This is a genomic window from Paraburkholderia sacchari (genome assembly GCF_000785435.2).
GTDB lineage: Bacteria > Pseudomonadota > Gammaproteobacteria > Burkholderiales > Burkholderiaceae > Paraburkholderia > Paraburkholderia sacchari.
This window is the reverse complement of sequence record NZ_JTDB02000007.1, coordinates 180,995-199,343: the sequence shown is the minus strand read 5'-3', so window position 1 is coordinate 199,343 and position 18,349 is coordinate 180,995. Positions and strand designations below refer to the sequence as shown.

At 64.5% G+C, this 18,349-nt stretch carries 15 protein-coding genes, 2 tRNA genes and 1 pseudogene; 4 read left to right on the top strand and 14 right to left on the bottom strand.

Annotated elements, in window-relative coordinates:
- Positions 1 to 94: 94 nt before the first annotated feature.
- The 4 genes from rpiA to rnr all read right to left on the bottom strand — a co-directional run bounded on the left by rpiA (position 95) and on the right by rnr (position 5,419).
- Positions 95 to 787: a ribose-5-phosphate isomerase RpiA gene (gene rpiA, locus NH14_RS23140; RefSeq protein ID WP_035526389.1), complete on the bottom strand. Its 693-nt coding sequence runs from the start codon at positions 785 to 787 to the stop codon at positions 95 to 97.
- Between the two features lie 137 nt (positions 788 to 924).
- The gene (locus NH14_RS23135; RefSeq protein WP_035526044.1) at positions 925 to 1,842 is read right to left on the bottom strand and encodes an N-acetylmuramoyl-L-alanine amidase; all 918 of its coding nucleotides are present in this window, start codon (positions 1,840 to 1,842) and stop codon (positions 925 to 927) included.
- 12 nt (positions 1,843 to 1,854) lie between these two features.
- Positions 1,855 to 2,598 (bottom strand): 23S rRNA (guanosine(2251)-2'-O)-methyltransferase RlmB, encoded by a 744-nt coding sequence (rlmB, locus tag NH14_RS23130; protein WP_035526041.1) that lies wholly within the window; start codon positions 2,596 to 2,598, stop codon positions 1,855 to 1,857.
- 271 nt (positions 2,599 to 2,869) lie between these two features.
- Complete coding sequence (rnr, locus tag NH14_RS23125) at positions 2,870 to 5,419, bottom strand: ribonuclease R (RefSeq protein ID WP_176329285.1); 2,550 nt, start codon at positions 5,417 to 5,419, stop codon at positions 2,870 to 2,872.
- Between the two features lie 235 nt (positions 5,420 to 5,654).
- Here rnr and NH14_RS23120 point away from each other — a divergent pair.
- The 3 genes from NH14_RS23120 (at position 5,655) to NH14_RS23110 (ending at position 6,057) form a co-directional block, all read left to right on the top strand.
- Positions 5,655 to 5,741, top strand: a tRNA-Leu gene (locus NH14_RS23120).
- Positions 5,732 to 5,959 (top strand): hypothetical protein, encoded by a 228-nt coding sequence (locus NH14_RS23115; protein ID WP_152617131.1) that lies wholly within the window; start codon positions 5,732 to 5,734, stop codon positions 5,957 to 5,959. The genes NH14_RS23120 and NH14_RS23115 overlap by 10 nt, the downstream gene beginning before the upstream one ends.
- Before the next feature lie 11 nt (positions 5,960 to 5,970).
- Positions 5,971 to 6,057: transfer RNA gene (locus NH14_RS23110), tRNA-Leu, on the top strand.
- A gap of 110 nt (positions 6,058 to 6,167) precedes the next feature.
- On the opposite strand, the gene NH14_RS23105 is transcribed toward NH14_RS23110, so the two are convergent.
- Both NH14_RS23105 and NH14_RS23100 read right to left on the bottom strand, forming a co-directional pair.
- A complete protein-coding gene (locus tag NH14_RS23105) occupies positions 6,168 to 7,031 on the bottom strand; it encodes a nucleotidyl transferase AbiEii/AbiGii toxin family protein (protein WP_035526035.1) in 864 nt (287 codons plus the stop codon).
- A complete protein-coding gene (locus NH14_RS23100; protein WP_035526386.1) occupies positions 7,012 to 8,121 on the bottom strand; it encodes a type IV toxin-antitoxin system AbiEi family antitoxin in 1,110 nt (369 codons plus the stop codon). The genes NH14_RS23105 and NH14_RS23100 overlap by 20 nt, the downstream gene beginning before the upstream one ends.
- A 225-nt stretch (positions 8,122 to 8,346) precedes the next feature.
- Here NH14_RS23100 and NH14_RS23095 point away from each other — a divergent pair, with 225 nt between their 5' ends.
- Entirely contained in the window at positions 8,347 to 8,670 is a 324-nt protein-coding gene (locus NH14_RS23095; protein ID WP_035526032.1) for a hypothetical protein, read from the top strand.
- Between the two features lie 8 nt (positions 8,671 to 8,678).
- Here NH14_RS23095 and oxlT read toward each other — a convergent pair.
- The 8 genes and pseudogenes from oxlT to NH14_RS23055 all read right to left on the bottom strand — a co-directional run bounded on the left by oxlT (position 8,679) and on the right by NH14_RS23055 (position 18,214).
- Positions 8,679 to 10,066 (bottom strand): annotated as a pseudogene (gene oxlT / locus NH14_RS23090) (oxalate/formate MFS antiporter).
- Positions 10,067 to 10,083: 17 nt separating this feature from the next.
- Positions 10,084 to 11,478, bottom strand: coding sequence for an NAD(P)(+) transhydrogenase (Re/Si-specific) subunit beta (locus NH14_RS23085; protein ID WP_035526029.1), 1,395 nt, complete (start codon positions 11,476 to 11,478; stop codon positions 10,084 to 10,086).
- A gap of 13 nt (positions 11,479 to 11,491) precedes the next feature.
- A complete protein-coding gene (locus tag NH14_RS23080; RefSeq protein ID WP_035526027.1) occupies positions 11,492 to 13,081 on the bottom strand; it encodes a Re/Si-specific NAD(P)(+) transhydrogenase subunit alpha in 1,590 nt (529 codons plus the stop codon).
- A gap of 301 nt (positions 13,082 to 13,382) precedes the next feature.
- Positions 13,383 to 13,643, bottom strand: coding sequence for a hypothetical protein (locus tag NH14_RS23075; RefSeq protein WP_035526024.1), 261 nt, complete (start codon positions 13,641 to 13,643; stop codon positions 13,383 to 13,385).
- Between the two features lie 66 nt (positions 13,644 to 13,709).
- The gene (locus NH14_RS23070; RefSeq protein WP_035526021.1) at positions 13,710 to 14,144 is read right to left on the bottom strand and encodes a PAS domain-containing protein; all 435 of its coding nucleotides are present in this window, start codon (positions 14,142 to 14,144) and stop codon (positions 13,710 to 13,712) included.
- A gap of 111 nt (positions 14,145 to 14,255) precedes the next feature.
- Positions 14,256 to 15,506 (bottom strand): formyl-CoA transferase, encoded by a 1,251-nt coding sequence (gene frc / locus NH14_RS23065; protein ID WP_035526019.1) that lies wholly within the window; start codon positions 15,504 to 15,506, stop codon positions 14,256 to 14,258.
- A gap of 42 nt (positions 15,507 to 15,548) precedes the next feature.
- A complete protein-coding gene (oxc, locus tag NH14_RS23060) occupies positions 15,549 to 17,294 on the bottom strand; it encodes an oxalyl-CoA decarboxylase (RefSeq protein WP_035526017.1) in 1,746 nt (581 codons plus the stop codon).
- A 200-nt stretch (positions 17,295 to 17,494) separates the two neighbouring features.
- Positions 17,495 to 18,214 carry a GntR family transcriptional regulator gene (locus NH14_RS23055; protein ID WP_035526014.1) on the bottom strand — a complete coding sequence of 240 codons (720 nt, stop codon included), beginning with the start codon at positions 18,212 to 18,214 and terminating at the stop codon, positions 17,495 to 17,497.
- Positions 18,215 to 18,349: the final 135 nt, after the last annotated feature.

Below are 18,349 nucleotides of genomic sequence, written 5' to 3'. Positions count from 1 at the left end.
TCTGGATTCCTGAACGATTATCGGATGCGAAGCGCAGGCGCATGACGGCACGCGCACCGCATAGCGGTATTCGCGCCGCCGCTCGTTCGGGCAATCAGCTCTTGTAGTCGATGCGCTCGACGCCCGACTCGCCGCCGAGCAGGCACAGATCGGCGCAGCGTGCCGCGAACAGACCCACGGTCACGACGCCGGGCCATGCGTTGACTTGCGCCTCGAGCGTGCGCGGGTCGCTGATGCTCAGGCCCTTCACGTCGAGAATCTCGTTGCCGTTGTCGGTGATATAGGGCGTGCCGTCCTTCTGCACGCGCAGCACCGGCACGCCGCCGAGCGCCATCACGCGCCGGCCGATGGCCGTGCGCGCCATCGGCACGACTTCGATGGGCAGCGGGAACTGGCCGAGCACGCCTACGCGCTTGCTGGCGTCGGCGATGCACACGAACACTTCCGACACCGACGCGACGATCTTCTCGCGCGTGAGCGCCCCGCCGCCGCCCTTGATCATTGCGCCCGATGCGTCGATTTCGTCGGCGCCGTCCACATAGACGGGCAGCGATTCGATCTCGTTCAGGTCGTAGATCTTGAAGCCGTGCGCTTCGAGACGCGCCGTGGTCGCAACCGAGCTCGATACGGCGCCGCGATAGCGGCCTTTGCTGGCGGCCAGCGCGTCGATGAAACAGTTCGCGGTCGAGCCGGTGCCGACGCCAATCACGGCGCCTTCCGGCACATGCGCGTTGACATAGTCTGCGGCGGCCTGGCCGACCAGTTTCTTGAGTTCGTCTTGAGTCATGATGGGGAACTGCCCGAGGAAGGAAAACGCGAAAAGCGCATAGTTTACCGGAGTTGCGTCGCACCGCCGGCGAGACGCCATAAGCGCTGCGTCGATGCACGACGTATCGCACGCCGCGCGCACGCCGCGCAACGCATTCAAGGTGCCGTTTCGTTCGCGCCGGATGGCGCCGGTGCCGTCCGGTCGATGTATTTGTCGAGCAGCGCCTGCGCGATCGCATCGGTTTCGGCGTCGGGCGTGCCCGAGTAGTCGCGTGGCCGGAAGTGCATCTGGAAGGCCGCGAACACGCGCCGCGTGCGCGCGTCTAGCACGCCGTCGGTCACGACCGCGTAGCCATAGCGCGCAAGCTTCGTTTGCAGGCCGAGCACGTCGGCAGGCGCGTCGGGGGCACGGCCCGCGAGATCGGCTTCAACGGTGGCGTCGTCGGGCCATGCGCCCACGCCCGCCTCGTAAAGCTGCTTCCACGGAAACAGCGGCCCCGGATCGATCTTGCGCTGCGGAGCGATGTCGCTATGGCCCACCACGCGCGTGGGCGCAATGCCGTAACGCGTGACAATGTCCTTCGAGAGCGCGATGATCGCCGCGACCTGATCGGGCGGCCAGGGTGCCCATTCGCGCGGCGGCGTCCCTTCCGGCATGCCTTGTGACGTCGTCTGCAAGTCTTCGAGCGGCCCCGAATTGACGTTTTCGATGCCGATCGAAGCCGCGTTGAGTTCGGTCGTGCCCTGCCACTCGCTCGCGCCCGCGTGCCAGGCGCGTTGCGCCTCGGGCACGAGCTGCAGCACGACGGACTTGCTGTCGCGCAGCGGCGGATGCACGGGAACGAGGTAATGGGCGCTCACGTTCTCGCGCGTCAATTCCTCGAGCGCGGTGGATTCATCGCCCTGCGTGTAGTGCTCCACGAGAAAGCGGATGCGCGAGTCGGCGCTGCGCGCATGATATTGCGTATCGGCGACATAGCCGCCGCGATCGACGATCGTGGCGGGCGCGCACGCGGCAAGCGCAAGCGCCGCGAACGCAGCCACGCCGAGCCTCGACTTGCGCAGGAACCGCATGTGCGGGACGCGTCAGCGCGCGACCGAACGTTGACGCACCGCCTCGAACAGGCACACGCCCGAAGCGACGGAAACGTTCAGGCTCTCGACCGTGCCGGCCATCGGAATGTGCATGACCTCGTCGCAGGTTTCGCGCGTGAGGCGGCGCATGCCCTCGCCTTCGGCGCCCATCACGAGCGCGACGGGGCCGTCGAGCTTCGTCTGATACAGGCTCGCGCTCGCCTCGCCCGCCGTGCCGACCACCCATACGCCCGCGTCCTTCAGTTCGCGCAGCGCGCGCGCGAGGTTCGTGACGGTGATGTACGGAATCGTATCGGCCGCGCCGCTCGCGACTTTCGCGGCGGTGGCGTTCAGGCCCACGGCGCGATCGCGCGGCGCGATCACGGCGTGCGCGCCGGCTGCATCGGCCACGCGCAGGCACGCGCCGAGGTTGTGCGGGTCGGTCACGCCGTCGAGCACGAGCAGCAGCGGCGCCCCCTGGATGCCGTCGAGCAGCTCGGCCAGGTTCTGCGCGAGCGGCAGATCGTGCACGCGCGCGACCACGCCCTGATGGCGCTCCGTGCGCGCGAGGCCCCACAAGCGCGTCTCGTCCGCGGCGATGATGCGCACGCCCGCTTCCTTCGCGGCGTGCAGGAAATCCTGCATGCGGCGATCGCGCCGCGTCGTGTCGTAATAGACATCCTCGACCGTGGACGCGTCGTGCCGCAAGCGTGCGGTCACCGCATGAAACCCGTAAAGAACCTTGAGACGTGACATGACTGGATACAACCCCTGGTGAACGGTTCGCGGCGCACATGGCCTGCGGCCTCGTGCCTCGAGTCTCGTGTTTTGAGCCTCGTGCCGCGAACGAATGTGATTCTGCCGGCCGACATGCGGCCGGGCACGCCCTGCCCGCGTCGGCGGCCATTTCGATGGCCACCTCAGCGAAAAACCCGGCGTGTCTGCTAAACGTGCGTGCGCCGCGCGGCATTCGCGGCGCGGCGCATGGTTGCTACCAATGCTGCACGCTCTCGCGCGCAGCACGGCTTCAGCGCTTCTTGCGCGATACCGGCTTCTTGGCCGCCGACTTCGATGCCGCGCGCTTCTTTGCGGTCTTCGCCGCGCTGCGTGCTGCGCGCGCTTCCTTCACGGCCGCACTCGGCGCCGGTGCGGCCTTCTTGCGCCGGACGTCTCCGCCCTGGCCGCCCTGGCCCTGCTGCAGCGACCGCACGCGCGGCCCGCCCTCTTGCGGCCCGCCACGTTCCTGCTGGCCTTGCCCGCCGCGATTCAGAGCGGGCTTGACCGGCGTATCGCGCACGAGGCGGAAATCGATCTTGCGCGCATCGAGATCGACGCGGCTCACCTGCACGCGCACGCGGTCCGAAAGACGGTAGCGGATGCCGGTGCGCTCGCCGCGCAGCTCGTTCTTGATTTCGTCGTACTGGAAATAGTCCGAGCCCAGTTCCGTCACATGCACGAGGCCTTCGATGAACAGCGAATCGAGCTGCACGAAAATGCCGAACGACGTCACGCCGCTCACCATTCCGCCATATTCCTCGCCAAGCTTGTCGCGCATGAAGTAGCACTTGAGCCATGCCTCGACGTCGCGCGAAGCTTCATCGGCGCGACGCTCGTTGGCCGAGCAGTGCAAGCCGAGCTCTTCCCAGATGGCCGTATTCGCGCCGCGCGCACGCTTGCCGCGCTTCGCCTCGTCTTCGGCCTGCATCGCGCGGGCGCGCGGCGAGAGAGCCGTGTTGAGCTCGACGCCGTCGGGCGCCGCCGGCTGATACTTCTTGCCCTGCAGGATCGCGTATATCGAGCGGTGCGTGAGCAGGTCGGGATAGCGGCGAATCGGGCTCGTGAAGTGCGCGTAGGCCTCGTAAGCCAAACCGAAGTGGCCGATGTTGTCCGGGCTGTAGACAGCCTGCTGCATCGAGCGCAGCAGCATCGTTTGCAACATCTGCGCATCGGGCCGGTCGCGGATGTGCGCCATCAGCGCCGCGTAGTCGCTCGCGTGAGGCGTGTCGCCGCCGCCCAGCGAAAGCCCCATGCCGCGCAGGAAGGTGCGCAGGTTTTCGAGCTTTTCCGCGCTCGGCCCCGCGTGCACCCGGTACAGGCCCGGATGCTTGTTGCGCTTCATGAAGTCCGCCGCGCAGACGTTGGCCGCAAGCATGCATTCTTCGATCAGCTTGTGCGCGTCGTTGCGCTGGCGCGGCACGATCTGCTCGATCTTGCCCTGCGCGTTGCAGACGATATAGGTCTCGGTCGTGTCGAAGTCGATCGCGCCGCGCTTCTGGCGCGCCGCGAACAGCGCCTTGTAGACGCCGTAGAGGTTCTGCAAATGCGGCATCAGCGCGGCGCGGCGCGCGGCCTCCGGCCCCTTGGTGTTCTTGAGCACCGCGGCGACCTCGGTATACGTGAGACGCGCCGCCGAGTGCATCACGCCCGGGTAGAACTGATACGCCTTGATCTCGCCGCGCGCGGTGATGACCATGTCGCACACGAGCACGCAGCGGTCCACATGTGGATTGAGCGAGCACAGCCCGTTCGAGAGCTTCTCGGGCAGCATCGGAATCACGCGGCGCGGGAAGTACACCGAGGTGCTGCGCTCGATGGCGTCCACATCGAGCCCGCCGCCCGGCTGCACGTAGTGCGAGACGTCGGCGATGGCCACGAGCAGACGGAAGCCGTCGCCGCGCCCGACCTTCATCGGTTCGCAGTAAACGGCGTCGTCGAAGTCGCGCGCATCTTCACCGTCGATGGTGACGAGCGGCACGTCGCGCAGATCGATGCGATAGCGGATATCGGTGGGACGCACGGCGTCGGGCAGCTTCGCGGCTTCGTCGAGCGCGGGCTTGCTGAACTCGTGCGGCACGCCGTACTTGCGCACGGCGATCTCGATCTCCATGCCGGGGTCGTCGATGTCGCCGAGCACTTCCAGCACGCGGCCGAGCGGCTGCGAGTGGCGGCTCGGGAAGTCCGTGAGCTCGACCACCACCACCTGCCCGACCTTGGCCTTCTTCGCATTCTGCGTGACGAGAATGTCGTGGCCGATGCGCTTGTCTTCGGGCGCGACGATGAGCGCGCCGTTTTCATTGAGCAGCCGCCCGATCACGCTGCGGTTCGCGCGGTCCGTGACCTCGACGATGTGCCCTTCCGGACGCCCGCGGCGGTCGTAGCCGACGATGCGCGCGAGCACGCGGTCGTTGTGCATGACCTTCTGCATCTCGCCTTGCGGCAGGAACAGATCGTCCTGGCCGTCGTCGCGCACGAGAAAGCCGTAGCCATCACGATGGCCCTGGACCCGGCCCGCGACGAAGTTGGAAGGATGCGCAAGCTGATAATGGCCGCGCGAGTCGAGCCGGATCTGCCCGTCGCGCTCCATCGCGGCGAGCCGCCTGAAAAACCCTTCACGCTCCTGGCGCTTGATGGCGAGAGCCTCGGCGATATCGTTCGCGGTACAGGGCGATTCGCTGGTCCGCAGCACGCCGAGAATCTCCTCGCGGCTGGGAATCGGATAGGGATATTTGCTCAAGGGCTTGTCGATGGTTGTTCTCGTGGCGTGGACGTCGGATAGTGCGCGGACACGCGAAATCATGCCGCGCCCGGTCTTGCTGCGAGGCATTCTAACACCCGCGCCGCGCCCGGCAATTCAGCGTGGAAGCTCGCGCACGCCCGCTGCTCGCAGCTCGCGCGCCGGACTCGCGACCAACGCCGACGCTGCACTTTTTTCTCAAATTTCCTCAAAAGGGCCTTGACAGGCCCTACAGACACGCTAGAATTTCGTTCTCTGCTGCACGACAAGCGCAGCAGCAAGTAGTAAGCGACACCTTGCCCAGGTGGCGGAATTGGTAGACGCACCAGGTTCAGGTCCTGGCGGTGGCAACACTGTGGAGGTTCGAGTCCTCTCTTGGGCACCAAGATTCAAAAAAGCCGGCTTTATGCCGGCTTTTTTCGTTTCCGGGTCGTCGTTTCCAGATGTGCGCCTGGCGGCGCGGGTCCGCAGAACAGCAGCATCGGCACGCTGCGCCGAATGTTTCGCGGCTTCCCTCGCGCGGATGCAGATCTTTCGCGATGTGAAGATTTTTTGAAAAGATTGATTGACAGGGTTCGCGAACACGCTATAATCGCTGTCTAGCTTGAAGACGTGCCCAGGTGGCGGAATTGGTAGACGCACCAGGTTCAGGTCCTGGCGGTGGCAACACTGTGGAGGTTCGAGTCCTCTCCTGGGCACCACGCTTCTTCAAGTCACGGTTTCATCGAAAAGCCCGCAAATTGCGGGCTTTTTCGTTTTTGCGCGACTGAAACCGTGCCCGCTTTCAGCGAAAAGCCGTACAGCAAGGAAATCACGGCCCCGGCCAATCCAGCAGCCCGATCCTGAATTCAACGAGCCGGCTCTCGATCGCCGCTACAGGCTCTCCCGAATGAACGCCGCCCCGCAGCATATGCATGACCAGCCGGTCGTGCAGTTCGGGATCGGCCAGAATGTGGGCGAGCTGTTGCCTGCTTCGCGCCGAAGCGATGGACGCGATATCCATTCCGAGCAATCTCGGACCCGCGCGTTCGAACGCGTAATCGCACGCTGCCAGCAACGGCAACTCTTCCCCATAAAGCCTGTCGGCGTTGCCGGCGGTCGCATAGTTTTCCAGCAGATACCGGAAATCCACCGCGTCTTTCGGATTGGACTGCCCGCGGTCCAGCCACGCGATCAGTTTCGTCATCACGAGACCCGGTATCGACGCAACGCGAATCTCGCAACGGTCCGCGATGCGTACGGTCACCGCACTATCCAGCGCTTCGGCGTAGCCCGCCACATTCATCACAATTGCCATGTCCGGTGGCCACGCCACTTGCGACGGAGAAACCTCGACACCGCCGAACGGGACCAGATCCACCGGAAAGCCATCGCCTGCCGCGGGCGAATAATGAAGCCGATGCACAATCTTCCCGTCCAGACGGAACCCCGGCTCACCAAGAAGCCCGGTTCGCAGCGCTTCGAATGCTGGCCAGCTTTCGATGGCCATTGCGAAATCGATGTCGGGACTGGCGCGGTTGAGAGGAAATCCATGCAGGTGGTACATCAGGATATCTCTGGCTGTCGCACCGACAACGAAGTACTGCAGGTTCGTGCGCCGGGCCACGCGATCCATGACCGTCAACACTGCCTGCTTTCCCGGCGGGAGCGGCGTCTTAAGAGATATGACCGTCATTCACCCCACTCCATTGATCGCGAATCAACGCGGCTGCCTCCGCATTGCGAGGCTCTCTCGTGCGCAGGAGATCCGCATACACGAGCAAAGGTGGCGCCGTCAGCTGCGCGGTCCGCATGTCGTCGAGATGCCAGAAGGCATCGACGATCTCCAGGCTGCCTGCGGGATCGGCGCGAAAGCGGTGTTGCTTCGCCAGCGCCATCATGACCGCCGGTCTCGCTGCGGGTTCGACATACAGTGTCTGCGAGGCCGGCCGAAGCTGCCGGGTCAGTTTTGCGGCGGCGACTTCCCCGCTCCACCAGGCTTGCCCGGCAGGAAGTTCCGCGCGCTGCCACCACGCAGGATCATCGATCGCAAATCGTTGTGCGTTGAGCTTCGGCAGCAGGCGAAGCGAGTAATTGATTGCCCACTCTTCCCTCAGGGCGGCAGGATCGATCAAGCGCCGGTCTTCCGTGCCTGCGAGTAGACCGCGTTCACGCAGGTCATCGAACACGCCGCCAATCGCGCCAAGCGCCACCCCTGCCGACGAGGCGATTTCCCGGTATGGACGGTTAATCAACTCCGGAGCGGATAGCAACACAAAAATCATCCTGAGCGCGGAAGCACTCGCGGAGATCGCAGGTTTTCCTGATCTCGAGACGAAGCGCTTGATGTCTGGATTCGCCGGCCGGCCAGTGACGAGAATGTACTGGCCGGGCCCGCGCACATGCAGATTACCGGCGAGGTCGATGAACTGCAGGCCTTGCTCGACGCACTCATCCGCTAATGCAGGCGTCAGCCAGGACGTGGCCAGAAGGACCGGAAGACCGGCAGTGGCGCTTTGGGCCGCGACAGTTCTCACCTCCTCCCGCGTTCGGAGCCGGGCGCGAGCCGCGAGCATGTAGGGTTGCCGGGCGCCGTTCACCTCCAGCGTAACCTTCATCTCGCTGTTCATCTCTCTGGCCGACGCGGCGCTGGGGGCTGCCGGACCGAAGTCGATTACACGTAGCGGCACACCCAGACGTCCGGTGGCCTCGTTGATGAGCCGCCTGAGCAGCGCCTCGGTTGGACGATCAAAATTCGGGAGTCCGTGCTGGTTGCCGTCGTTCATAAATTCCGCTTGTTCAAAAATAATGAACATATCGACATTATGAACAGAAATCCCTGGATGTTCAATTTTTTCTCGCGTTCATAATTCATGAACGACATCGATCATTGAACGAACGCGCGTCGCGCTAAAAGCATCGCGTTATGTTTATTGGTATACGTTGACCGCAACCAGCGATGCCTAAGGCGCACGCGCTGGCACGAGATCAAGCTGAAAGATGGTGAGGAAATGGAAATCGTCGTTATCGCCGCGATTATCGCCGTGGGCTTCGGCGCTGCGGCGACGTGGTTGATCGCGACCCGATTGCCAGCGGAGTGGATCGAGCGTGGCCAGACCGAGGGACGCTACGCGGCGTTATCGACGGGCGACGCCGACGAGGCGCTCGACCTGCCCCGCATGCAAGCACGCACCGATGCCCGCCGGGTGCGCCGCGCGCGCGGGCGCGCGTTGCAAGCGCCGGCGCTCATGCGCAGGTTGCGCACGCACCCGGGCGGCGGCGCGCCGGCGTGCGCAGCACTTCATCCGGATAGCGCGCGCCGCCCGCCTCGATAGCGATCCAACTACTCGCCCGTGCCTAACGGCTCGCGCACGAGCGCCCTGTCACCATGCCCCGCGGGGTTTGCCGACTGGAAAATCCAGCGCCGCCGCATGGGCTGCAACACCACCTTCGCGCACACTCCCGCCATCATCGCGATACAGGCCGCGAAATCGAACACCATGTTCCAGCCGCCGTGCACCGCGAGCAGCGTTGCAACCGGCACCAGCAGCGCGGCGGTCCCCTTCGCCGTATAGAGCGTGCCGGCGTTGCCTGCCGCGTAGCGCGCACCGAAGGTGTCGGCGCAGGTTGCCGGGAAGTTCGAGAAGATGTCGCCATAGAACAGGAACACGAGCCCCGAAAACAGGATGAACAAATACGGGTCGTGACCAAAGTAGCGCAGGCCGAGCAACGCGAGCCCTTCGCCGATAAAGGTCATGAACATCGTGTTCTCGCGCCCGATCCGGTCCGAAATGAGCCCGCACAGCGGCCGCGTGAAGCCGTTGCAGAGATTGTTGATCGACAGCGTCATCGTCAGAAGCGGCAGCGTCATGCTCATGAACGCGACTGGCATCGAGGCGAAACCGTACTCCCTGGCGATCGGCCCGATCTGTGCGGTCGCAATGATGCCGCCCGTGGCAACGCACACGAACATGGCGTACATCACCCAGAACAGCGGCGCGCGGATCATCTGACGCGTCGTGTAGTCGGTCTTCGTGGCCACCACGCGCTGCACGCCAGCCGCATGCGCCGGCGGCTTCGGGCGCACCATCACGAGCGCGAGCGCCATGATGCACACGCCCTGCAGCAAACCGAAAAGACGAAGGCCGTCTCATAGCCCGAATGCTGGATCATGCGCGCGATCGGGATGACCGTGAGCGCCGCGCCCGCGCCAAATCCTGCCGCCGTCATGCCCGCGGCAAGCCCGCGCCGGTCCGGAAACCATTTGAGCGCCGTGCCCACGCACGTGCCGTACACGCATCCCGCGCCGATGCCCGAAATCACCGCTGCCACGTACAGCACCGGCAGCACCGGCGCCCACGCGTCGAGCACCCACCCGAGCGCCACGCAACACGCGCCGCCCATCACGACCGGACGCGGGCCGAAGCGGTCCACGAGCCAGCCCTCCACGGGAACGAGCCACGTCTCCGTCACGATGAACAACGAGAACGCGAGCTGAATGGCGGCCTGACCCCAATGGTGCTTCGAGTCCATCGGTACTACGAATAATGTCCATGCATACTGCAGATTGGCGACTAGCCCCATGCAGGCCACACCGGCCACGAGCTGCACCCAGCGGTTATGCCGCCGCGCCGTATAAGGGGCGTCGATGCGATCGGTTTGTGCCACGTTTGTCTCTCCGGTAAATCCGCCCGATCCAGCGGTCTCGCGCGCGGCACGGAATCTCGCCATGCCGCGCTACGGCTTCATCAAGCCGTTTCTAGTTGTCTGAGCAGAGCATCGACACTACCCTTTGCGTCGCCAAACAGCATTCGGGTGTTCTCCTTATAGAAGAGCGGATTGTCGACGCCCGCGTAGCCCGTCGCCATGCTGCGCTTGGAAACCACCACGGTGCGCGCCTTCCACACCTCGAGCACCGGCATGCCGGCGATCGGGCTGCCCGCATCCTCCTGTGCGCCCGGATTCACAATATCGTTCGCGCCGATCACGAGCACGACATCGGTATTCGTGAAGTCCTCGTTGATTTCGTCCATTTCGAGCACGATGTCGTACGGCACCTTCGCCTCGGCGAGCAGCACGTTCATATGGCCCGGCAGGCGCCCGGCAACCGGATGGATGCCAAAACGCACTCGCACGCCCTGCGCACGCAGCCTGCGCGTGATTTCGCTGATCGTGCTTTGCGCCTGGGCCACCGCCATGCCATAACCGGGCACGATCACGACCTCGGCGGCATCGCGCAGCAGCGCGCCCACTTCGTCCACGGAGGTCGCCACCACGTCGCCCTGCGGCGCGGCGCTCGACGTGCTGGCCACGGCGCCGAAGCCGCCGAGAATCACCGAAACGAAGCTGCGGTTCATGGCGCGGCACATGATGTAGCTGAGAATCGCGCCGCTCGAACCCACCAGCGCGCCGGTCGTCACCAGCAAATCGTTATCGAGCATGAAGCCGGTTGCCGCGGCCGCCCAGCCCGAATAGCTGTTGAGCATGGACACCACCACGGGCATGTCCGCGCCGCCGATCGCCATCACCAGATGCACGCCCAGCACCGCTGCAATCGCGCACATCGCGATGAGCGCGGGGAGCGCATACGGGCCATCCGGTGCGCCCACGAACACATAGCCGAGCACGATGCAGACCGCGAGCGCCACCGCGTTCATCAGATGCCGGCCCGGCAGCACGAGCGGCTTGCCGCCCACCGTGCCCTGCAGTTTGAGAAACGCCACGATCGAGCCGCTGAACGTCACGGTGCCAATGAACGCGCCGATATAGATCTCCGTATCGTGGATCCCGCGCTCGACGGCGCTCGTGGCGGCGGCGGGCGAGAGAAAGCTAGCGACGGCGATGAGCGTTGCCGCAAGGCCGACGAAGCTGTGCAGCACGGCCACGAGTTGCGGCATTTGCGTCATCTCCACGCGCCGCGCCAGCACGGCGCCAATGCCGCCGCCCACCAGCGCCGCGCCGAGCGCGACTTCGAGACCCGCCCCGCGCGTGACGAGCAGCGTCGCGACAACCGCGATCGCCATCCCGCAGATGCCGAAGAGATTGCCCCGCCGGGCGCTGGCCGGATGACTCAGCCCGCGCAGGCTGAGAATGAAGAGCGTAGCCGAACCGAGCCACGCCATATTGCCGATTCCACTGAGCATGACGTCAGTCTCCTTAGGTCCGTTGGAACATTTTCAGCATGCGCTGGGTCACGAGGAACCCGCCTGCAATGTTGATCGTCGCAACCAGCAGCGCGACGCCCGCCAGCACTTTCACGACCATCGCCGTATCCGCGCCATTGGGATGCAGCAGCGCGCCGATCACGATGATCCCGCTGATGGCGTTGGTCACGCTCATGAGCGGCGTGTGCAGCGCCGGCGTCACGTTCCAGACCACCTGATAGCCCACGAAAACGGCCAGCACGAACACCGTGAAATGCGCAACGAACGCGGGCGGCGCCACCGCGCCGAGCGCGAGCAGCAGCACGGCGGCCAGCGCCAGCATGACCAGCGGCCATGCACTGCGGCTGCGCGTTTCGGCGGCAGCCGGTCCCGCCGCGCCGTGCGCGTGCTGCGCGGCCTTCGCCCCGCTCGCGGCCGATGTGCCCGACGTGGCTTGCGCGACAGCGGCGGTTGGCACCGGCGGCGCGGGCCAGCAGAGCTTGCCCTGCTCCATGACCGTGGTGCCGCGCTTCACGACATCGTCCATGTCGATCTTTAGTTCGCCATCCTTACCAGGAGTGAGATCGGTCAGCAGATGGCGCAAATTCGTCGCATAGAGCTGGCTCGACTGATTCGCCATGCGGCTCGGCAGATCGGTATAGCCGATCACCGTCACGCCATGCGCATGCACCACCTCGCCAGCTCGCGTGAGCTCGCAATTACCGCCCTGCTCCGCAGCCATATCGACGATCACGCTGCCCGCGCGCATGCACGCGACCATTTCTTCGTCGATGAGGCGCGGCGCGGCCTTACCCGGGATCAGCGCGGTCGTGACGATAATGTCCACCTCGCTCGCCTGGGCCTTGAACAGCGCCATCTCGGCTTCGATGAACTTCGCGCTCATCACCTTCGCGTAGCCGCCGCCACCGCCGCCTTCTTCCTCCACGTCCACGCTCAGGAACTCGGCGCCCATGCTCTCGATCTGCTGCCCGACCTCGGGCCGCGTATCGAATGCGCGCACGATGGCCCCAAGCCCGCGCGCCGCGCCGATAGCCGCGAGACCGGCCACGCCCGCGCCGATCACGAGCACCTTGGCGGGCGGCATCTTGCCCGCCGCCGTGATCTGCCCGGTGAAGATGCGACCGAAATGCTGGGCGGCCTCGATCACCGCGCGATAGCCGGCCATGTTCGCCATCGAGCTCAGCGCGTCGAGCTTTTGCGCGCGCGAGATGCGCGGCACGCAGTCCATCGCGAGCACCGTCACGCCGCGCGTGGCGAGCACGTCGAGCAGCGCGTCGTTCTGCGCGGGCCAGATGAAACTGACGAGCGTCGCGCCCATCTTCAGGCGCTGCGCCTCTTCGAGCGACGGCGGACGCACCTTGAACACGATGTCGGCGTTGGCCCAGAGTTCGAGCGGATCGTCGACGACGCATGCACCGGCCGCGCGATACGCTTCGTCGCCATACGATGCGAGTTCGCCCGCGCCCGCTTCAATCTCGATCTCGTAGCCAAGCTTGATCAGTTGTACGACGCTTTCCGGCGTGGCCGCTACGCGGCGTTCGTTTTCGAATAATTCGCGGGGCACCGCAATGGTCATTGCCATGGCGAACCTCCGCGCATGGATGAAGCGCAAATGCCGAAGCAAATACCGGCGCGGGGATGCGGCGGCGCGCAAAGCCCCCTGGCGCGCCCAGGGCGTGGCCATGTCGTCATGAAACGTCTCCTGTGTCGGCCGGAGTTAGTGCTTCAGCACTTACTCCGGCCCTATGCAAAGCCTGGATGTTGGAATTCTTCGCGCGCGTCGCACCCTGCGCCGCGCGCCTAGCTGCGTGTCCCTATGCGTTATCACGCACCTTTACGCGCCTTTACACGCCTTTACGCGTCTTTACGTGCAACCGGGACCGCTAGCGCGGCGGGTTGACTGTCCCCAGATCGCTGAGCATGACGAGCGCCGCCTCGCGGGCGCCCGCTATTGCGGCGGCCTCGCTGGCGAAGACGGTTTCGTCGGCTACGCGCTGCTCGGGGAGCAGTGCGGCACACCCCGTTTGTTCACCGCGCTCGCCGTGCGAATCGTGGATAGCGGCGAACGCCGCCCAGCCACCGTTGTGTATGAATTGACGGGCCGAGAGTTCGACCTCGTAATGACCGACTTTTTCCGTATGCATCGAAGCGCTCCGTGCGGACCTTGGGGTCAGGCGATCTACGGCCAGCCCGCAGGCTGGCTCACTGGCTCAGAACTGCTGGGCCTGGGCTTCGAGTTCGGTAATGCGCTTGCGCAGATTGCGCTCTTCCTGGAAGCGCGCGGTCTCGTCGCGAATCACGGCAACGATGCCCGTGATCTCGCCTTGCTGCCCATGCAGCAGCGCGACGGTAAACGCGATCGACAGCGCGCGGCCGTCCTTGTCGACGGCGGGCACGCGCAGCACGTCGTTGCCGTAACGCGTCTGCCCCGACGCCATCGTCTTGTGATAGCCCTCCCAGTGGCGGCCGCGCAGCCGCTCGGGAATGATCAGATCGAGCGTCTTGCCAAGCGCCTCTTCGCGTGTATAGCCGAACATGCGTGTAGCGGCGGGATTCCAGTACGTGATGTCGCCGGCGGCATCCGAGATGACGATGGCGTCGCCGATAGCGTCGGCAAGCTGGGCGAAATCGATGGCGGTTGGCATGGCGCTTGACCTGATAGAGCTATGTGGGAAAAGGATTGAATCGCCGGAGCGCGGCGCGCGCGACCCTCATGCGCGCGCCGCGCTCCGCTGGCCTGCGGAGCGTCCCGTACCTCAGACTGCGCGCGTCTCGTGCAGCGCCGCGATCTGCTGCGGCGTGTAGCCAAGATCTGCGAGCACTTCATCCGTATGCTCGCCGAGCAGCGGCGAACCCGTGATTTCCGGCTTCAGGTCCGAGAACTTGATCGGGCTGCCCACGGTGAGGTACGTGCCGCGTTGCTTGTGCGGGACTTCGACGATAGTACCGCTCTCGCGCAGCGACGGGTCATTGGCGATTTCCTTCATGCTGAGCACCGGCGCGCACGGGATGTCGAACTTGCGCAGAATATCGACGGCCTCGAACTTGGTCTTGTCGGCCAACCACTCCTCGATCGTCGCGAAGATGTCGAAGATATGCGGCTGGCGCGCCTGGGCCGTCATGTAGTTCGGATCGTTGATCCACTCAGGCTTGCCGATCGCACGGCAGATCGGCTCCCATGCGTGGCCCTGCACCGTGAAGTAGATATACGCGTTCGGATCGGTTTCCCAGCCCTTGCACTTGAGCACCCAGCCCGGTTGACCGCCGCCGCCCGCGTTGCCGCCACGCGGCACCACATCGCTGAAGGTGCCGTGCGGATACTGCGGATACTCCTCCAGATAGCCCACGCGATCGAGACGCTGTTGGTCGCGCAACTTCACGCGGCACAAGTTGATCACGCTGTCCTGCATCGAGACGGCGACCTTCTGGCCCTTGCCGGTCTTTTCGCGGCCAATCAGCGCCGTGAGAATGCCGATGGCCAGATGCATGCCCGTGTTGCTGTCGCCGAGCGCCGCCGCGCTGACCGTCGGCGGGCCGTCCCAGAAGCCCGTGGTCGAGGCCGCGCCGCCCGCGCACTGCGCGACGTTCTCATAGACCTTGAGGTCGTCGTAGTGGTGGCCTTCGCTGAAGCCCTTCACCGAAGCGACGATCATTTTCGGATTGAGCTCCTTGATGCGCTCCCACGTGAAGCCCATGCGATCGAGCGCGCCGGGGCCGAAGTTTTCCACCATCACGTCCGACTCGCGAATCAGCTTCTCGAGCACTTCCTTGCCTTCCGGCTTCTTCGTGTCGAGCGTGAGCGAGCGCTTGTTGCTGTTGAGCATCGTGAAGTACAGCGCGTCCGCCTCGGGAATGTCGCGCAGTTGCGAGCGCGTCACGTCACCGGCGCCCGGGCGTTCCACCTTGATCACGTCCGCGCCGAACCACGCGAGCATCTGCGTGCATGCGGGGCCCGCCTGTACGTGCGTGAAGTCGATGATCTTGATGCCGTCGAGGGGTTTGCTCATGTCCTGGCTCCTGATTAATTAAGGTATCCTGTGAGACTCAGCTTATTTCTTCATGGCCGCGCTTTGCGGATTGAGATTCGTGAGACGACCGCTTTCCGTGCCGGCCGATTCGTCGATCACTGCGTTGATCAGCGTGGGCTTGCCCGACGCGATCGCTTCGAGCAGCGCCTCGGTCAGTTCCTCGGGAGTCGTGGCCTGGTGGCCAATGCCGCCGAACGCCTCGATCATCTTGTCGTAGCGCGCGCCCTTCACGAATACGGTGGGCGCGACGTCGGCGCCGCCGGTCGGGTTCACATCGGTGCCGCGATACACGCCGTTGTTGTTGAAGACGATCGTGCAGACCGGCAGGTTGTAGCGGCAGATGGTTTCCAGCTCCATGCCGCTGAAGCCGAACGCGCTGTCGCCTTCGATCGCCACCACTTGCGTGCCGCTCGTGACCGCCGCGCCGATCGCGAAGCCCATGCCGATGCCCATGATCCCCCACGTGCCCGAGTCGAAACGCTTGCGCGGCTGGTACATGTCGATCACCGCGCGCGCATAGTCGAGCGTGTTCGCGCCTTCGTTCACCACGTTGATGTCGGGACGCGTCTTGAGCACGTCGCGAATCGCGCGCAGGGCGCTGTGGAAATTCATCGGCGTCGGGTTCTTCTCGAGCGTCGCGGCCATCTTCGCGAGGTTCTTGTTCTTGCGCTCCGCCACGGCGCCGAGCCATTCGGCGCTCGGCTGCGGGAAGTTCGAGCCCATGCCCGCGACGAGCGCCTCGACACACGAACCGATGTCACCGATCACGGGCGCTTCGATCGCCACGTTGCTGTCGATCTCGGTGGGCGCGATGTCGATCTGCACGAAGCGCTTGGGCAACGGCGCGCCCCAGGTCTTGCCCTTGCCGTGCGAGAGCAGCCAGTTCAGGCGCGCGCCGATCAGCACGACCGCATCCGATTCGGCGAGCACGAACGAGCGCGCGGCGGACGCGGACTGCTCGTGCGTGTCGGGCAGCAGGCCCTTGGCCATCGACATCGGCAGATAAGGAATGCCGCTCTTCTCGACCAGCTCGCGAATCTGCGCGTCGGCCTGGGCATAGGCCGCGCCCTTGCCGAGCAGGATGAGCGGGCGCTTGGCCGTCTTGAGGACTTCGAGCGCGCGCTGGACCGCATCGGGAGCGGGCAGTTGGCGCGGCGCGGCATCCACGACCTTGATCAGCGACTGCTGGCCCTTCACGGCGTCGATGGTCTGCGCGAGCAGCTTGGCCGGCAGGTCGAGATAGACGCCGCCCGGGCGGCCCGAGACCGCAGCGCGGATCGCCCGGGCGATGCCGACGCCGATGTCCTCGGCATGCAGCACGCGGTAAGCGGCCTTGGCATACGGCTTGGCGGCATTGAGCTGGTCCATTTCCTCGTAGTCGCCCTGCTGCAGGTCGACGATCTCGCGCTCGCTCGAGCCGCTGATGAGGATCATCGGAAAGCAGTTGGTGGTGGCATTGGCCAGCGCGGTCAGGCCGTTGAGGAAGCCAGGCGCCGAAACCGTGAGGCAGATGCCCGGCTTCTTCGTCATGTAACCCGCGATGGCCGCGGCATTGCCCGCGTTCTGCTCGTGCCGGAAGCCGATGAAGCGCATCCCTTCGGCCTGGGCAAGACGCGCGAGGTCCGTGATCGGAATACCGACGAGACCGTAAATCGTGTCGATGTCGTTGAGCTTCAGCGCATCGATGACGAGGTGAAAACCATCGGTCGTCGGTTGCGCTTCCTGCGCAGGGCTGTTCTGCGCGTCGTTCATTCCTGCTTCTGCCATGACGTCTCCTCGTTGGCGGGGCGTTGGATTACTCGTGATATACAATATTCCACACACAATATTAGTCAAGTATTTTTTTGAGGTCCCGGTCTGTGCAGCAGCGCCAGGCGCCACCATTTATTACGGAGTCCAAATTTACTGACCAACAGCAACACTTGAAAAAGCACAACAGCGGCACGCGACGTGCGCGCCCGGGTTACTCAGTCGAGAAAGTCGCAGTTCGCCTCGACAAATAACGCAAGGTCGATCGAATGCTGGCGGACGAGCCGCTCCACTCTTTCGGTATCGCGTGCTTCGAGTGCCTCGATGATGCGCATGTGGTCCACGATCGATCGTGACGCGCGATCGCTTTGCGCAATCGTCATGCGCCGGATCGCTCGCACATGCATGAAGATGTTCTTGATGGTCTCGACGATGATCGGCGACTTGGACAGCTCCACCAGCGCCTGATGAAACGTGATGTTCGCTTCCGAGTATTCCTCGATGTGCTCGGCGGGCTTGTCCTCGCCGAAATCCGCGAACATGTGGCGCAAACGCGCGATGTCCTCATCGGAAGCGCGCTGCGTCGCGAGTCGCGCGGCGATGCTTTCCAGCGCAGCCCACATATAGATCATCTCGACGATCTCCTTGCGGGTTTTGCGCAGAATATAGACGCCGCGCCGCGGCACCGTACGCAGGAATCCTTCCTGTTCCAGCAGCGTCATGGCCTCGCGCACCGGCGTGCGGCTCACGCCGAGCTTTTCGGTCAACTCCTTCTCGTCGAGGCGGATTTCATCTCGCGAGCGGTAGATGTCGGTCTCTGCAATCGCCTGCTTCAGCTTCGCATAAGCCTGATCGCGCAGCGAAACGGTGGCGTGGATGGGTTCGAGCGTCAAGCTCAGCGGGGACACCCCCGCTACGTCCTGGGTTTCGGCAGACATCGGTGGTTTGTCTCCAACGTTGTGTTTAGCCGTCGTTAAAAGCAAATTCCATATGTGCCATACAATATATCAGAAGCAAGCACGTCACCAAGCGGGTTTACGCGTAGGTCGATTCCCAGCGGCTTACGACGCATT

What these genes read in the sequence shown, in the direction of transcription:
- rpiA (WP_035526389.1), bottom strand. Translation starts at nt 787, where the DNA reads ATGACTCAAGACGAACTCAAGAAACTGGTCGGCCAGGCCGCCGCAGAC.
- NH14_RS23135 (WP_035526044.1), bottom strand. Translation starts at nt 1,842, where the DNA reads ATGCGGTTCCTGCGCAAGTCGAGGCTCGGCGTGGCTGCGTTCGCGGCG.
- rlmB (WP_035526041.1), bottom strand. Translation starts at nt 2,598, where the DNA reads ATGTCACGTCTCAAGGTTCTTTACGGGTTTCATGCGGTGACCGCACGC.
- rnr (WP_176329285.1), bottom strand. Translation starts at nt 5,419, where the DNA reads ATGATTTCGCGTGTCCGCGCACTATCCGACGTCCACGCCACGAGAACA.
- NH14_RS23105 (WP_035526035.1), bottom strand. Translation starts at nt 7,031, where the DNA reads ATGACGGTCATATCTCTTAAGACGCCGCTCCCGCCGGGAAAGCAGGCA.
- NH14_RS23100 (WP_035526386.1), bottom strand. Translation starts at nt 8,121, where the DNA reads ATGAACGACGGCAACCAGCACGGACTCCCGAATTTTGATCGTCCAACC.
- NH14_RS23095 (WP_035526032.1), top strand. Translation starts at nt 8,347, where the DNA reads ATGGAAATCGTCGTTATCGCCGCGATTATCGCCGTGGGCTTCGGCGCT.
- NH14_RS23085 (WP_035526029.1), bottom strand. Translation starts at nt 11,478, where the DNA reads ATGCTCAGTGGAATCGGCAATATGGCGTGGCTCGGTTCGGCTACGCTC.
- NH14_RS23080 (WP_035526027.1), bottom strand. Translation starts at nt 13,081, where the DNA reads ATGGCAATGACCATTGCGGTGCCCCGCGAATTATTCGAAAACGAACGC.
- NH14_RS23075 (WP_035526024.1), bottom strand. Translation starts at nt 13,643, where the DNA reads ATGCATACGGAAAAAGTCGGTCATTACGAGGTCGAACTCTCGGCCCGT.
- NH14_RS23070 (WP_035526021.1), bottom strand. Translation starts at nt 14,144, where the DNA reads ATGCCAACCGCCATCGATTTCGCCCAGCTTGCCGACGCTATCGGCGAC.
- frc (WP_035526019.1), bottom strand. Translation starts at nt 15,506, where the DNA reads ATGAGCAAACCCCTCGACGGCATCAAGATCATCGACTTCACGCACGTA.
- oxc (WP_035526017.1), bottom strand. Translation starts at nt 17,294, where the DNA reads ATGGCAGAAGCAGGAATGAACGACGCGCAGAACAGCCCTGCGCAGGAA.
- NH14_RS23055 (WP_035526014.1), bottom strand. Translation starts at nt 18,214, where the DNA reads ATGTCTGCCGAAACCCAGGACGTAGCGGGGGTGTCCCCGCTGAGCTTG.